This is a genomic window from Streptosporangium sp. NPDC020145, assembly GCF_040631275.1.
Taxonomy (GTDB): domain Bacteria; phylum Actinomycetota; class Actinomycetes; order Streptosporangiales; family Streptosporangiaceae; genus Streptosporangium.
The window spans coordinates 120200-134514 of the sequence record NZ_JBEXZT010000006.1 but is presented as its reverse complement, the minus strand read 5'-3'; the positions used below and the strand labels follow the sequence as shown (position 1 = coordinate 134514).

Below are 14315 nucleotides of genomic sequence, written 5' to 3'. Positions count from 1 at the left end.
ACCCGCGACGGCGGGGAACCCTCAGCCGAACGCGGCCAACGCGTCGTCGACCGTGTCGTAGAGCGGCAGCCGCTGGGCCAGCCCGGTGATCCACATCACCTTGGTCTTGGCGTACTCGACGCCGATGAGCGCGAACCTGACCTCGGCGTTCGTGCTGAGCTGCCAGTGATGGACGATCAGGCCGAGGGCGCGGGAGTCCATGAAGGTCACCCCGCTCAGATCCAGCGCCATCTCGGGGCCGTGCTCGCTCACCTCGGCGGCCAGGTAGTCGGCGAACTGGTCCCTGGTCGTCGCGTCGAGCAGGCCGGTCACCCGGATCACGTTGATTCCGCCGACAAGCGCCGACGTCAGGGTCAGCGCCGCCGCTCTCTCACCGTTCTCCGACACCGTCACTCAGGTCCTCCTAGCCCGTTCGATTAGCAACCTTACTGTTACCTGCGGGCGAGCAATACTCCCGGAATCGGGGTAATACTAGAACCGAGGTCCAGCAGAGGGCCTCGCCTTGAGAAACGTCGAGGCGATGCCGTCTGCCCGGACACTGTTCCGCGTGTGGCGTCGCTCGACAGTCCCACCAGGGAGCAGCGATGTCTGTCCAGGCCCTCGAAATCACCGAGATGACCGCCGAGGATCTCCTCGCCGAGATGGCGCTTCCGGAGGTCTCCGGCTACCGCGCCGAGCGGCTGCGCGAACGCCTCGTCGAGATGCACCGGCCGCTCGCCATGGAGATCGCCCGCCGCTACCGCTACCGCGGCGAACCGCTCGAAGACCTTCTGCAGGCCGCCTACGTCGGGCTGATGAAGGCGATCAACGGATTCGACCCCACCCTCGGCCACGCCTTCCGCGGCTACGCGGTGGTCACGATGACCGGCGAGGTCAAGCGTCACTTCCGCGACCGCACCTGGGCGATCCGGGTGCCGCGCGTCTACCAGGAGCGCAGGGCCGAGCTGAACCGGCTGGTCGCCGACCTCAGCCAGGACCTCGGCCGTTCCCCGACGGTCGCCGAACTCGCGGCGAAGATGAACATCTCCGAGGAGGACGTCCTGCTCACCCTGGACGCCTCCGCCGCCTACAGCGCGCTGTCGCTGGACGCGCCGCTCGGGGCGGACGACGACGCCGCCGCGCTCGGCGACGTCATCCCCGACCAGGACGACGCCGTGGGCATGCTCGTCGACCGCGAGGCGGTCATGCCGCTGATCGACAAGCTGCCGCCGCGGGAGAAGAACATCCTGCTGCTGCGCTTCTTCGGGAACATGACCCAGGCGGAGATCGCGGCCGAGTTCGGAATCTCCCAGATGCACGTTTCCCGTATCCTGCGGAAGGTTCTGGACCGGCTTCGCGCCGACCTGGTCGCCGAATGCTGAATACACCGGCCCTCATCGGGCACCCAAACCGGCGACGGAGCGATGTGGCATAGGGTGCGGTTGAAATGATCCCCAGGTGCTGAGAAAGACGGCGCGGTGGGACAGGGGAGGCGGATCTCGCGTGAACGAGGACGGTGTTCGTCCGGCTCGCTTTCTGGCGAGCGGCGACCGTTCCCGGCTTCCCCCCGCCGGAGCCCCCGTGGCGGAACTGGCCTTCTGCCTGCCCGACCTGCCCGACGTGCGGGACTTCGCCGCCGTGCAGGCCGTACAGGGCGGGATGGCCCGCGAGAGACTGGCCGACTTCCTCGTGGCGGTGAACGAGGTGGCCACCAACGCCGTCACACACGGTCACCCCACCGCCAAGGCCGTGATGCGGATATGGTCCACGGGCCGCACCCTCGTCGTCGAGGTGCACGACGAGGGGCGGTGGACCCCCGAGACGCCCCCCGGCGAGACGGCTCCCGCCCCCTACGCCACCAGCGGCATGGGCCTGTGGGTGGCCCGGATGGTCAGCTCCGACATCAAGTTCGAGACCGGGGCCGCGGGCACGTTCATCACGATGTCCTTCAAGGTCTGAGGCGGCTTCCGGCCGCGCCCGGTTCAAGGACTGACTTCCTCCGCGCTCATCCCGGCCCTGCTCGTTCAGGGCCCTTAAGGGGCCCGTCCAGAGGCCCGCCTCCGGGTACGGCGTCGGCTTCGAGAACCCCGCAAAGGCCGTTCACCCGCGCGACTGTGCGCGGGTCCGGCGGGGAGAACATGCCCGAGCCCGTGGTCCCCGGACGACCGGGGACCACGGGCTCGGGCACTCGGCGGGTCAGCGTCTGCGGCGCCAGGTTCCGCCCGCCGTTCCCACCCCGCCCTGATGGAGCGCGAGAAGCAGCAGGCCGCCAAGGATGAACGTGGTGCCGGTGATGCCGCCGATCCTGGTGTTGATCAGGTCGAGCAGCAGGCCGAGACCGAAGACGACGGCGGCGGCGATCGCCAACATACGTCACCTCCTCCCGGCGGGCAGGCCTTCGGGGCTTCCCGCGGACGACATGTCGAGCAGCCGGTCGAGCAGCGCGCGGTAGTCGCGCAGGGCCGTGCGCAGGTCCTCGGTGTCGCTTCCCCGTGCCCCCTCGGCGTTCTTCCAGCGTTCCCGCAGGCCGGCGGAGCGGGCCTCCAGCGCGGCGCGCAGGCGGTCGCCGACCTCGGCGACAAGGGAGTCGGCACGCTCGACCGAGTCACGGGGGTCGTCGACGAAGCCCGCCTGGACCTCCTGCCAGCGACGCCGTACCTCGTCGGGGTCCTGGTCGAGCAGCGCGCCCTCCCGAGGGGCCCCTTCGGCCCGGGTCCGGGGTGCCTCCGAGGCGGGGTGGCCGGCCTCCGGTGAGAGGTCGGCCGGGTGGGCCGGGTCGGGCGTGTCACCGGTGAGGGGACGGCCGTCCGTGCCGGGGAGTCCTTCGGGCGTCCGGAACACGGAGGTCACCTCCTCGGCGCGCTGGGAGGGGACGCCCGCCGTCTCACCGGCGCCTCCGTGGACGAGACGGTCCTGGTCGTTTCCTGATCGGTTCTTCATCTCAGATCACTGTCCTCGCACGTCGCGTCGGGCGGTCTGGTCCTGGGGAGTCCGCACGGCCGGTCGCGTCGAACGGCCGTCGGGGGTTTCGAGCAGTTCCTCGAACAGGACGCGGTAGTGCACCATCGCCTGCCTGAGCTCCTCGGTCGAGGCCTCCTGGTGCGCGGCCCTGCCGCTGATCGCGTGGGCCTGCCGGTAGTGGTCGAGGGTACGGCCGTGCGCGACCGACAGGTCGGACAGCCGCTGCTCGAAGTCCTCGGTCGGGTATCCCCGCTCCGCCATCACCGAGGTCACCAGGTGGTCGGCCTCGGTCACGGCGAATCCGGGGGCGTCGACGAAGCGCTCCTGGACCTCCATCCACTTCCTGGCGTAGCCGTCGCGGGCCTGAGGGGCGAGCGGGCGGATCTCAAGGCCGCTGAAACGCTGCTCACGCGCCAGAAGCTCCTGCTCGGCCTCGCGCCGGTTGTCGCGTTCCCGTACGGTTCTGTCGTATTCGGGGCCGAATCGATCACGAAGTCGGTGCCGGCGCCGCTGCTGCAGTACGGCGGAGCCGACTGCGATGACCGCCACCACCGCGACCACGATCACGACCACCCAGATCACGGTGGACATGTCTGCCTCCGGTTGTGTAAGCGTCTGTCCCCGTGCGCTGCCCCAGGGATTCACTCCAAAACCGGCCACTGTCGCTAGTGATTCGTCGCAGAAAACACGTTTTATATGGATTTATCGGGCAGGTAGGACTGTTCCGTGCCGGTCGCCGGGAGAGCGGTGATCCGGGCGTCGTCAGGTGTCGAGGGCCGCGCGCGCCTCGGCGGAGAGCCGTCCGACGAGCGAGCCCTCCGGGGACGCGGGCACCTCGGTGAAGCCCGTCTCGGGGTCGTAATCGACGTCCAGCCCCGCCGCGACCAGCCGGTCCGCCCAGCGCAACGCCGTGTTGCGCTTCTCCACGGGGATCGCGCGCCCCTGCGCGATCGACGAGAGGTTGCGCAGGTTCGTCGCGGGCCCGGACTGGCCGTGCGCGCGCTCCAGCTTCCACGGGATGGCCCGCGAGTGGTCGAGCATCGGCTTCGACAGGCCCGCGGCCCGTTTGGCCTGCAGGACCCCCGATTCGCTCACCCCGAAGTGGGCCGCGAGCTCGGCGTTGGACAACCCCTGCCCGGCCAGCCGCCGCAGTTCCTCATGGTCGATCAGCGCCTTTCGCCCCACCCGTAGTCAGCCCCTCACCCGTCCACGCTCGCTTTGAGTGCGCGATCCCGTCTGATCTCAGGTAAGCTACCTGATGTTCAGCCCACAGGGCCGACAAACCGGGACGTAGCGCAGCTTGGTAGCGCACTTGACTGGGGGTCAAGGGGTCGCAGGTTCAAATCCTGTCGTCCCGACCAGGTTTCCACTGGTCAGCGAGGGTGTCTCTCACATGGGAGGCACCCTTTTCGCGTACTGAGGTACCAACTGAGGGCTGGCCGGGAGGGCACAACAGTATTCACTGTCTGCTGTCGAACGGCTACTCATTGCTATGAAGGGTGGCGTCTGCATCCCGCCGACACCCCCCCCAGCAAGGAGTGACCATGAACAGGTTCACCCGATGGGCGGCGCTCACGGCCGCCGCCGTCACCGTCAGCACCGGACTGGCCATGCCCGCGTCCGCCGCGACGGCCCCCGCCACCCAGGCCACCACCGCCCGGGACGGCTTCGTCTGCCCGCTGATCGCCGCGGTCTGCGCCTTCTCCCAGCCCGGAGGCGTAGGCCGGCGCGTCATACTCGTCAACGGCCGCGCACGCATCGTCCCGCCCCTGCGCAGTGCGGCCAACAACTCCGCGGAGTTCTGGTGCTTCTACTCCGAGCCCGGCTTCAGGGGCGAGCGGCGCGAGGTCTCCGCCGGGGAGACGGTTGAGGACTTCGGCTTCGCCGTCAACTCCGCCAAGCCCGGGCTGTGCTCCGAGCAGTAGATCCACCTTCTCCGGCGCGGCGCCACAGACCGGACAGGCCGTGGCGCCGCGCCCCGGGGAACGACCGGGGAGGAACCGCCGAATCCGCCGCGGCGTCGCCGAGTCGTTCTCATGAGTGCCCGGGTGATCCCCGGCTACATCGTGCGATGGATCGGCCGGGGGTCGGAGGCCCGAGGGCGCCCTGCGTCCACGGCACCGCGCTCGTGGAGGACCGTGCGACGTTGCGGATCCCGGGCTGACTGCGGGCGTACCGGCTGGCACACGGCGCGATCCACGCGGACGAGACCGGCGTCGGCCTGCGCCGTCTCGCCGTGCACGGCGGCCCGCGGAACGCCGGGGCCGCCGGGGCCGCCGGGGCCACGGTCCGATAGCCGCTCATGTTCGTCGTCGCCCACCGGTTCGTCCTCCGGCGTACCGCCCGGCCGGGCGGGCACACCGTGCGATTCCCCGCGTGCCGAAGCGGGAGGGGAGGGGCTCGGCCGCGGAGCGAGGCGGCCGGGTGGCTCTCGTCCGGCCGTCGTCCGGCTCGCGACGATCTCCGCGGCGAGAAGGCCGGCGTGGACCTCCAGACGGCCCGCGCCGCTGAACAGGTCCACCCCCAGCCTCGCCTCGACCTTCCTGATCCGGTGGTAGACGGTCGCACGGTGGAGATACAGGTCCGCCGCGACCTGCTTGACGTTCCCCGCCGTGGTCAGGAACGTCCTGAGGGTCCGGACGAGGTCCTCCGCCGACTCGTCTTCGAGAAGCCGTCGCAGGGACGGGCTGATGAAGTGGCACATGAGGACGTCCGTGGGCACCGCGGCGAGCCCGCGCATGTGCGCGGTTCTCTCCCAGTGGACGACCTGGTGCTTCCAGCCCATGCCCTCGGCCAGGTCCAGGCTCTGCCTGGCCTGCCAGACGGCGACGCTCGCGCGATCGGTCACGATCGTGCTGACGGCGACGAGCCACGGGAGGTCGGTGCCGTTGCGCCGGGACCGGAAGATCAGGTCGACGGTCTTCGTCGCGAGCCGCCCCGGCAGGGTCGTCTGGACGTCGCGCGGGTGAGGCGCCAGCAGCGCGAAGCTGACGGAGCCGCTGAACGCGATGAGGCACCGGTCACGGAGATGGTCCTCGGCGAAGCGGTTCATGACGGCGGTCAGCCGTCGTTGCGCCGCCGATCCCGACGAGTCCGGGTCAAGCACCGCGGGCATCGAGAGCGCGAGGCAGACGAAGGTACCGTCGTGCAGCAGCCTTCCGCCGCCGATGGCCTGGCCCAGCAGTGAGTCCAGCCCGTCCAGGTCTCCCGAGGCGAAGGCCCGGCCGACGTGGTCGTCCGCCCATTCGGGCGACACGAGCAGCCCGGCCGCCTCCAGCGAGCAGACGGTGGCCTCCGCGATCCGTCCCACGCTCTCGATCCGCTCGGGGGAAAGCGGCCCTCTCACGCAGGTGATCCAGAGCAGCAGCGACGGCGCCGAACCAGGTGATCGCACCGGGATCACCAGCATCAGGGGCATCCCGAGGTCGGCGCCCCCGCCGATGTAGACGGGTTCGGAGATCAGGGCCACCGAGCGCGCGCTCAGCCCGAGATGCCGAGGCGAAACCGCCTCGGCGAGGTGCTCGTCCGCGGAGGAGCTCGGCATCGACCGGGCGATCCGGTTCAACTGCACGTCGGTGACCTCGACCGGCACGTCCAGCGACGCGCCGAGAGAATGCACCAGCTCGTGGAGGTGCTGAGTGAGGACGCCGTTCACGCCGCCCCCTTCCGCCGGAGAGCCTTCCGTTCCGCTCTGACCGCCGGCACAGCGATCAGCTCCCGCCGGTCGCGGGCGGGGTGCCGGACGCCGATCTCGACGACGCGGCCACACCGGCGGACAGGGTGGCGTCGACGCGGGTCGACCGCGTCGGCCGGATCGCACCGTCGTGGATGCCCTCCGCCCAGTGGCAGGCGACTCGATGGGCGGCGGTCGTCCCCGGAACCTCGATGGCCCGCAGCTGCGGGCGCTCGGTGTCGCAGCGGGTCTGCTGCCTCCACGGGCAACGGGTGCTGAACCGGCATCCGGGCGGCGGGTCCGCCGGGCTGGGCAGATCACCGTGGAGCAGGATCTGCTCGCGAGAGTCCTCATACCGGGGGTCGGGCTGCGGTACGGCGGACAGCAGCGCCCGCGTGTAGGGGTGCAGCGGCTCGGCGAACAGCTCCGCGGTGGGCGCCTCCTCCACCATCCCGCCGAGGTACATCACCCCGATCCGGTCGCTCACGTGCCTGATCACGGCGAGGTCGTGCGCGATGATCAGGTAGGTCAGTCCGTACGCGGCCTGGACGTCCTCAAGGAGGTTGATGACCTGCGCCTGGACCGACACGTCCAGGGCGCTGACGGGCTCGTCCGCGACGATCAGCTGCGGCTCGACCGAGAGCGCCCTGGCGATGCCGATGCGCTGACGCTGCCCTCCGGAGAACTCGTGCGGGTACTTGCGCAGCGCCGTCCGCGGCAGTCCGACCGAGTCGAGCAGTTCGTCGAGACGCCCGGAGACGTCTCCCTTCGCCAGCCCGTGCGCGGCCATCCCCTCACGGAACATCTGCTCGACGCTCTGCCGGGGGTCCAGGCTCCCCAGCGGATCCTGGAAGACCATCTGCATGTGGCGGCGCTGGCGGCGCAGCGCCTCACCGCGCAGCGACCGCAGGTCGACCCCGCCGAAACGGATCTCTCCCGAGGTCACGGGGGTCAGCTGGAGCACGGCGCGCCCGAACGTCGACTTGCCGCACCCCGACTCCCCGACCAGGCCGTAGGTCTCCCCGCGTGTGATCCTCAGGTCGACGCCGTCGACCGCGTGGACGTGGCCGACGGTCCGGTCGACGAGCGTCCCCCGGCGGATCGGGAAGTGGACCTTGAGGTCGCGGACGTCGAGGAGAGGCTGCTCCTCGACGTCCGGTCGGGTCGGAACGGCGGCCGTCGTCATGGAGTCTTCTCCTTCGCCACGATGATCGGATCGGGCAGCGGGTGGTGGCAGCGCGATCGCCGCTCGCCGTCGGCCGACCAGGCCGGCTCCTCCCGGAAGCAGAGGTCGGTGGCGACGCGACAGCGCGGCGCGAAGGCGCACCCCTGCGACCAGGGTATGTTGTCGGCGACAGAACCCGGGATTGGGTGCAGCCGATTCTCCCCGTCGTCCAACGACGGCACGGACTCCAGCAGCCCCCCGGTGTAGGGATGCCGGGGCGCGTCGAACAGCGAATAGCGGTCCGCCCGTTCGACGATGCGTCCGCCGTAGAGCACGTTGACCGTGTCGCACAGGCCGGCGACGACGCCGAGGTCGTGGGTGATCATGATCAACGAGGTGCCCGAGCCGATGACGAGCTCCTTCAGGAGCGCGAGGATCTGGGCCTGGATCGTGACGTCCAGCGCCGTGGTCGGCTCGTCCGCGATCAGCAGCCGCGGTTCGCAGGCCAGGGCGATGGCGATCAGCACGCGCTGACGCATGCCACCGGAGATCTGGTGCGGATACTCGTGCATCCGCCGGGCGGGATCGGGGATGCCGACGCGTTCCAGCATCTCCTGCGCCCGCCGCGTCGCCTGGGACCGGTTCGCCCGGCGGTGGCGCCGGATGACCTCCGTCACCTGCACTCCCAGCGGCACGACGGGGTTCAGCGAGGACAACGGGTCCTGGAAGATCATCGCCACGTCGGTGCCACGACGGTCGCGCAGCTCCCGGTCTGGCAGTGAGAGCAGGTCCACGCCGTCGAAGAACGCCCTGCCGCTGACGCGGGTCCCCCGGCGGGGCAGGAGCCCCATGACGGCGAGCGAGGTCACGGACTTGCCGCAGCCCGACTCGCCGACCAGGCCGACGACCTCGCCGGGACGGACCTCGAACCCGACCCGGTCCACGGCGGTGAAGGGCTCCTGGCCGGGCCGCGAGAAGGTGACCGACAGGTCTTCGACCACCAGCAGCGGGTCCGCTCCGTGCCGGGCCCCGTGCGCACGCGCGTTCATCTCCGTCACCTCCGGGTACGGGGGTCGAGGGTCTCGCGAAGCGACTCTCCCATCAGCGTGAAGCCCAGGGCGACGACGATGATGCACAGCGCCGGGTAGATCGCGAGGTGCGGGAACGAGTTGAAGTACTGCTGCGCGCCGCCCAGCATCTGCCCCCACTCCGGCCGGCCGTCGTCGGGGTTGCCCAGCCCGAGGAAGGACAGGGCGGCGGCGTCGAGGATGGACACGGCCAGGCTGAGGGTCGCCTGCACGATCACCGGCCCGAGCGCGTTGGGGACCATGTGCCGGAACACGATGGCCCCCGGCTTCACGCCCAGCGCCCGCGCGGCCAGCACGTGGTCGGTGTCGCGCTGCACCAGCATCGATCCGCGCATGAGCCGGGCGAAGACCGGCACCTGCACGATCGCGATGGTGAGGATCAGGGTCCACTCGCTGGGGTGGGCGAACAGCGCCGCGATCGAGAAGGCCATCAGCAGCGACGGGATCGCCAGCATCACGTCCACCGCCCGCATCACGAGCATGTCGACCTTGCCGGCGAACACGCCCGCGACGAGGCCGAGCGCGATGCCGCCGACGAAACCGCCGAGTGTCGCCATCACCCCGACGACGAGGGTCTGCTGGGCCCCGGCGACCAGCCGGGACAGCAGATCACGACCGGCGGGGTCCCCGCCCAGCGGGAACCCCTCCTGCGGGAGCGGAACGGGGTTCGACTGGGCGCGCACCTGGTCGAGGAGCAGCGGGGCGGCCGGGTCGTGCGGCGCCAGCACCGGCGCGGCGATCGCGACAAGGACGAACACGAATGTGATCACCGAGCCGATCAGGAACGCCGGCTGGCGCAGCAGCCGCCTCAGGGTCTGCGCGCCCGGTCGTGCGGTCGCGGTACGGCGGCGCGGAACGGCCGGGGCGGTGGTCACGGCGTCCTCACTCTCGGGTCGCACAGCGCGTAGGCGATGTCGACGACGATGTTGATGACCAGGTACAGGACGGCGGCGATCATGATGAGGGCCTGCAGTACCGCGTAGTCGCGTGTGGAGAAGGCCAGTGCCATCGACTGTCCCAGCCCGCGGTAGTTGAAGACGGTCTCGGTGAGCACGGCTCCGGCGAACAGGCCGCCGGCCTGCAGCCCGATCACCGTGATCACCGGCAGCAGCGAGTTGCGCAGCACATGGCGCCCGGCGACCGTCGGGTTCCGCAGACCCTTGGAGTTCGCCGTGCGGACGAAGTCCTGCTGGAGCGTCTCGGCGACGGACGCCCGGGTCAGCCGGAAGATCACGGCGAAGGGGATGATCGTCAGGGCGATCGTCGGCAGCGTGAGGTAGCGAAGGCTCTCGACGAACGCGGCCCCGCTCCCGGCGAGCAGCGAGTCCAGGAGCGTCAGCCCCGTCGGCGTCGGTATGGATCCGCTCAGGTCGGCCCGTCCTGACGGCGGCAGCCATCCCGCGCGGACGGCGAAGACGTACTTGAGGACGAACCCGGTGAAGAAGACCGGTACGGCGAGGCCGAGCACGGAGAAGCCGAGGAAGGCGACGTCGAACACGCCGCGTCTCGTCGCCGCCCAGTAACCGGCGGCGACGCCGAGCACGGCGCCGACGACCAGTGCGCACAGGGCGAGCTCGATCGTGGCGGGCGCCCGGGTGAGGAGCACCTCGGTGACCGGCGCGCCGCGCCAGACGCCCGTCGACACGCCGAGGTCACCGGTCCAGAACCGCCCCAGGTAGCGCAGGTACTGCGTCCACAGCGGCGCGTCCAGGCCGAGTGACTCGACGAGCTTCGCGCGGTCCTGCGGGCTGGCGTTCTCACCGAGCAGCGCGTCGAGCGGTCCGCCGGGGAGACTGCGCAGCCAGGCGAACAGGATCGCCGTGAGGGCGACGAAGGTCACGACCGCCTGGAGTGTCCTTCGGAGGATGAACCGGAACATGTCTATCCAATCGGTGCGGGCGCGCGCCTGCTCGCGCCTGCGCGCGGCCCGCACCCCGGGTGGAGCTATTCGCCGAAGGTGGCCGTGGCCAGGGGCTCGCCGCCGACCGGGCTGGTGACGATGCCGCGCACGCTGCCGTGGAGAACCAGGGCGGAGGGGCTGCTGGCGATCGGGATCGACGGCAGCCAGTCCTCGGACATCTTGCGGTTGATCTCGAGGTACATGCCGACGCGCTTCTGCGGATCCGGCTCGCTGTCCGCCTCCTTGAGGTCGTCGACGAGTTCCTGGCCGAAGCCGAGAAGGCCGGTGTCGAAGGCGTTGTCGGTGGCGCCGAACAGGATGCCCAGGAAGTTCTGGGCGCTGTTGTAGTGGCCCGTGGTGCCGAGCAGGTAGACCGGAGCCTCGCCCGCCTCACGACCGCTGAGGTAACCACCGGCCCACGGCTTCGCGACCGGTTCGATCTGGATGCCGACCGCTTCGAGATCGGCCTTGATCAGGTCGAAGAAGCGCTTCGGCTCGGGCATGTACGGGCGCGTGACCTCGGTCGGGTACCACAGCTGGATCTTGAGGTTCGGCACACCGGCCTCGGCGAGCAGGGCGCGCGCCTTGTCCGGGTTGTACGGGTATCCCTCGACGGCGGTGTCGTAGCCCTCGACGGAGCGGGGGACGAACTGCGTCACGGTCTCGGAGCCCTCGGGCAGCAGCGTGTCGACGATCTGCTGCTTGTTGATCGCCCAGGCGATGGCCTGACGGACGCGGAGATCCTTGAGCTCGGGCACGGTGGTCGCGTTCAGGCCGAGGTACATGACGTTGAACGGCGGCCGGGTGACGACCTGGAACCCCTGGTCCTTCAGGCTCTGCCAGTCACGAGGGGCCGGCAGGTCGTAGGCGTGGATGGTGCCGGCCTCTAGCTCCTGTCGGCGGGCCGTCTCATCCGGGATCGTCCGGAACTCGACGCCAGTGATCTTCGGCGCCTCGCCCCAGTACTTGTCGTTGCGCGCGAGCTTGACCGTACCGGTCGAGTCGTCGTACGAGACGAAGGCGAACGGGCCGGTTCCCGTCGGGTGCAGGCGGCCGTACTCAGGGAAGGCGAAGCCCTCGCCCTTGGCCTCGACCCCGTTGGCGTTGTACTTCTCCATCGCCGCCGGGCTCGACATGGCGTAGGTGCCGTGCGCGAGGATGGTGGGGAACTTCGAGCTCGGATTGGTCAGGCGCAGCACCACCTTGGACTTGTCCTGCGCCTCGCATCCGGCGTACAGCGAGGGAGTCTTGTCGCCCTCGAAGCCTCCGAAGTCGTTCACCCAGGTGTGGCTGACCGCCGAGGTGCGCGCGATCTTGGGCTGCCGGTACCACCGTTCGAAGTTCGCGCAGACGGCGGCGGCGTCGAAGGCCGTGCCGTCATGGAAGCTGACGCCCTCGCGGAGCTGGAACGTCCACTGCTTTCCGTCCTTGCTCTGCTCCCATGAGACCGCCAGGCCGGGCGCGGGGTCGGCCGTGCCCGGCTTGAGGCTGAGCAGCCCTTCGAACATCTGGTTGTTCACCCGGGCGGACTCCCCGTCCGAGGTGTAGAACGGGTCGAAGAGCGACGGAGCGCCCGCGGCGCCGAACACGAGGACCTTGGAGCCCGATCCGTCACCGGTGCCCTTGGCCGGAGTGCCGCTCTCCGATGAGCACGATGTCAGGAGCATCACGCCGGCGACCGCGATGACCCCGGTCTTCTTGAACTTCATTGTCACTCCTGACCTTGGGGGTGGGGGAGGGGGAGCTGAGCGCCGTAGAACCAGAGGCGGGAGAAGCCGCCGTCGGGCAGGGCGCGTACGCGGACCCGCCGCGCGTCGGTTGAGGGGAGCTCGACGGCGGTCGTCGCCCCGGAGGTGATCTCGAAGGTTCCCAGCGCCGCCCAGCCGGACGCGTCGTCCGCCCGCGCCTCGACGGTGATCCGAGCCGCGCAGTTGCCGCGGAACGGTGTGGCGACGACCTCCAGCGTCCGCAGCCGGACGGGGTCCGGCCAGGAGAGCTCGACGAAATGCCGGTCGGCGTCGGACCGCCGGGGGGTCTCCCAGCCGTCGTGCGTGTTCCTCGGCATCGCGTGAGAGATCACCGACCACGGCTCCCCGAAGGAGCCCTCGGAGGCGCGCACCCGGCATCCGAGCCGGATGTCCGACAGGCGTACGCCCTCCGGCGGGCGGCTGCGGGAGACGTCGACGACGCCGTGCGCGCGGAAACGGGCGACTCCTCCGTCGGGGAAGATGCGCAGCCGGACGAAGGAGGCCGAGCGTCCGGTGTCGGCGACCGGGTACTCGTTCACGGAGTTCGGCCGCACCTCGGCGTCGGCGAGGACCTCCTGCCACGGGCCTTCGGCGGAGTCGGAGACGTCGACGCCGATGCTCCGCGGGGCGTTGAAACGGAACCCGGTGGTCTCCAGTTCGACCTGCTCGATCCGGCCCGGATGGGCGGCGCGGATCACGACCCAGTCGTGGCCGGGGTTGTGCCTGCGGCTCTCCCATCCGTCGACGTCCGCTCCGCGCAGTCCGTAGGTGCCGGGGCGCTGCGGCGGGGTGGACAGGAGCAGGGCGTCGGCCGCGCCGAAGAACTCGTCCGAGCAGTCCACCACGGATGCCCCGAGCTCACGGGCCAGCAGGTTGAGGGTCATCGCCGGTCTCCTTCTTCGTGCCGTGCCTCGCCGTCCAGGTGCGCGACGACATCCGTGCCGCGCGCCCACCACAGGCCGTCCATGCCGCGCAGGGCGCGCAGCGTCTCGCGCAGGTGCGCGAACCGGAACGGCTGGCCGATGAGCCAGGGGTGCAGCCCCAGCACCAGCGTCCGGGTGCGCGGCGCGTCCTCCTCGAGCAGCCGCCGTGCGGACACGGTGACGTCGTCGGCCCACCTACCGATCGGCGTGCCGCGCTTGAGGTGGGAGAACACGTCGTCGAGGTGGATGTTCACCGGGATGTCGACGATGTCGCCGCGGGACGTGGCCAGGATGTTCGGCGCCTCGTCGTTGGGCCAGTCGGCGGTCCAGCGGATGCCGAGGCCGGCGAGATCCTCCAGGGTCGTGGTGGACTGCGCGTAGTCCAGGCCGCTCCAGCCGGTCGGCCGGACGCCGCAGGCCTCGGCCACGGCGTCGATCGACTCGGCGAGGTAGGCGCGCTGCTCCTGGGCGCCCATCCCGTCGTGCAGGATGCCGGCGCCGTCAAGCCCGTGCGCCGCGAACTCCGCGCCGGACTCGGCGACGCGCTCCACCAGGCGGGTACGGTGCCGGGCGGAGAAGGCGTCGATCGCGACCGTCGGGGCGATCTCCAGCTCGTCGAGGAGGTCGAGGACGCGGAACGCGCCGACCCGCAGCCCGTACTCGTGCTGCGAGGTGGAGTGCACGTCCATGATCTGCGGGTACGGGCCGCGCATCGCCACGCTCGACGGCGGGAGGCCGGGTGCGGAGCCGGGGAGCGCGGGCACGTGGTCGAGGTGCATCAGCACGACCACGGCCAGGCGCGCGCCGCCGGGCCAGCCGCGGTTCGGAGCGAGGCGGGACCCGCCCTCGGCCTCGTGCAACGGTCTCACGAGCTGCAT

At 70.5% G+C, this 14315-nt stretch carries 16 protein-coding genes and 1 tRNA gene; 4 read left to right on the top strand and 13 right to left on the bottom strand.

What is annotated here, in order from left to right; translation table 11 throughout:
• Positions 1–21: 21 nt before the first annotated feature.
• On the bottom strand, positions 22–393 hold the full coding sequence (locus ABZ463_RS14045) for an STAS domain-containing protein (RefSeq protein WP_352011950.1): 372 nt from the start codon (positions 391–393) through the stop codon (positions 22–24).
• A 191-nt stretch (positions 394–584) separates the two neighbouring features.
• On the opposite strand from ABZ463_RS14045, the gene ABZ463_RS14040 reads away from it, so the two are divergent.
• Positions 585–1361 (top strand): SigB/SigF/SigG family RNA polymerase sigma factor, encoded by a 777-nt coding sequence (locus tag ABZ463_RS14040; RefSeq protein ID WP_352011951.1) that lies wholly within the window; start codon positions 585–587, stop codon positions 1359–1361.
• Positions 1362–1482: 121 nt separating this feature from the next.
• Positions 1483–1938: an ATP-binding protein gene (locus ABZ463_RS14035; protein WP_352011952.1), complete on the top strand. Its 456-nt coding sequence runs from the start codon at positions 1483–1485 to the stop codon at positions 1936–1938.
• 237 nt (positions 1939–2175) lie between these two features.
• Here the strand turns inward: ABZ463_RS14035 and ABZ463_RS14030 are convergent, their stop codons facing one another.
• The 4 genes from ABZ463_RS14030 to ABZ463_RS14015 form a co-directional block, all read right to left on the bottom strand.
• Positions 2176–2349 carry a hypothetical protein gene (locus ABZ463_RS14030; protein ID WP_352011953.1) on the bottom strand — a complete coding sequence of 58 codons (174 nt, stop codon included), beginning with the start codon at positions 2347–2349 and terminating at the stop codon, positions 2176–2178.
• 3 nt (positions 2350–2352) lie between these two features.
• Complete coding sequence (locus tag ABZ463_RS14025; RefSeq protein WP_362776083.1) at positions 2353–2919, bottom strand: hypothetical protein; 567 nt, start codon at positions 2917–2919, stop codon at positions 2353–2355.
• Between the two features lie 6 nt (positions 2920–2925).
• Positions 2926–3531: a hypothetical protein gene (locus ABZ463_RS14020; RefSeq protein ID WP_352011955.1), complete on the bottom strand. Its 606-nt coding sequence runs from the start codon at positions 3529–3531 to the stop codon at positions 2926–2928.
• Positions 3532–3702: 171 nt separating this feature from the next.
• Positions 3703–4125, bottom strand: coding sequence for a hypothetical protein (locus ABZ463_RS14015; RefSeq protein ID WP_352011956.1), 423 nt, complete (start codon positions 4123–4125; stop codon positions 3703–3705).
• A 99-nt stretch (positions 4126–4224) separates the two neighbouring features.
• Between ABZ463_RS14015 and ABZ463_RS14010 the strand changes: the two genes are divergently transcribed.
• Positions 4225–4301, top strand: a tRNA-Pro gene (locus ABZ463_RS14010).
• A gap of 183 nt (positions 4302–4484) precedes the next feature.
• On the top strand, positions 4485–4865 hold the full coding sequence (locus ABZ463_RS14005) for a peptidase inhibitor family I36 protein (protein ID WP_352011957.1): 381 nt from the start codon (positions 4485–4487) through the stop codon (positions 4863–4865).
• 134 nt (positions 4866–4999) lie between these two features.
• On the opposite strand, the gene ABZ463_RS14000 is transcribed toward ABZ463_RS14005, so the two are convergent.
• The 8 genes from ABZ463_RS14000 to ABZ463_RS13965 all read right to left on the bottom strand — a co-directional run bounded on the left by ABZ463_RS14000 (position 5000) and on the right by ABZ463_RS13965 (position 14315).
• Entirely contained in the window at positions 5000–6595 is a 1596-nt protein-coding gene (locus ABZ463_RS14000; protein ID WP_362776079.1) for a helix-turn-helix domain-containing protein, read from the bottom strand.
• Between the two features lie 55 nt (positions 6596–6650).
• Positions 6651–7799 (bottom strand): ABC transporter ATP-binding protein, encoded by a 1149-nt coding sequence (locus ABZ463_RS13995; RefSeq protein ID WP_362776077.1) that lies wholly within the window; start codon positions 7797–7799, stop codon positions 6651–6653.
• Positions 7796–8827: an ABC transporter ATP-binding protein gene (locus ABZ463_RS13990; protein ID WP_362776075.1), complete on the bottom strand. Its 1032-nt coding sequence runs from the start codon at positions 8825–8827 to the stop codon at positions 7796–7798. The genes ABZ463_RS13995 and ABZ463_RS13990 overlap by 4 nt, the downstream gene beginning before the upstream one ends.
• Positions 8828–8832: 5 nt before the next feature.
• On the bottom strand, positions 8833–9741 hold the full coding sequence (locus ABZ463_RS13985; protein WP_362776073.1) for an ABC transporter permease: 909 nt from the start codon (positions 9739–9741) through the stop codon (positions 8833–8835).
• Positions 9738–10745, bottom strand: coding sequence for an ABC transporter permease (locus ABZ463_RS13980; protein WP_352011962.1), 1008 nt, complete (start codon positions 10743–10745; stop codon positions 9738–9740). The genes ABZ463_RS13985 and ABZ463_RS13980 overlap by 4 nt, the downstream gene beginning before the upstream one ends.
• Positions 10746–10810: 65 nt before the next feature.
• Positions 10811–12475 carry an ABC transporter substrate-binding protein gene (locus ABZ463_RS13975; RefSeq protein WP_362776070.1) on the bottom strand — a complete coding sequence of 555 codons (1665 nt, stop codon included), beginning with the start codon at positions 12473–12475 and terminating at the stop codon, positions 10811–10813.
• 2 nt (positions 12476–12477) lie between these two features.
• Entirely contained in the window at positions 12478–13398 is a 921-nt protein-coding gene (locus ABZ463_RS13970) for a hypothetical protein (protein ID WP_362776068.1), read from the bottom strand.
• Positions 13395–14315 carry a hypothetical protein gene (locus ABZ463_RS13965; protein ID WP_362776066.1) on the bottom strand — a complete coding sequence of 307 codons (921 nt, stop codon included), beginning with the start codon at positions 14313–14315 and terminating at the stop codon, positions 13395–13397. The genes ABZ463_RS13970 and ABZ463_RS13965 overlap by 4 nt, the downstream gene beginning before the upstream one ends.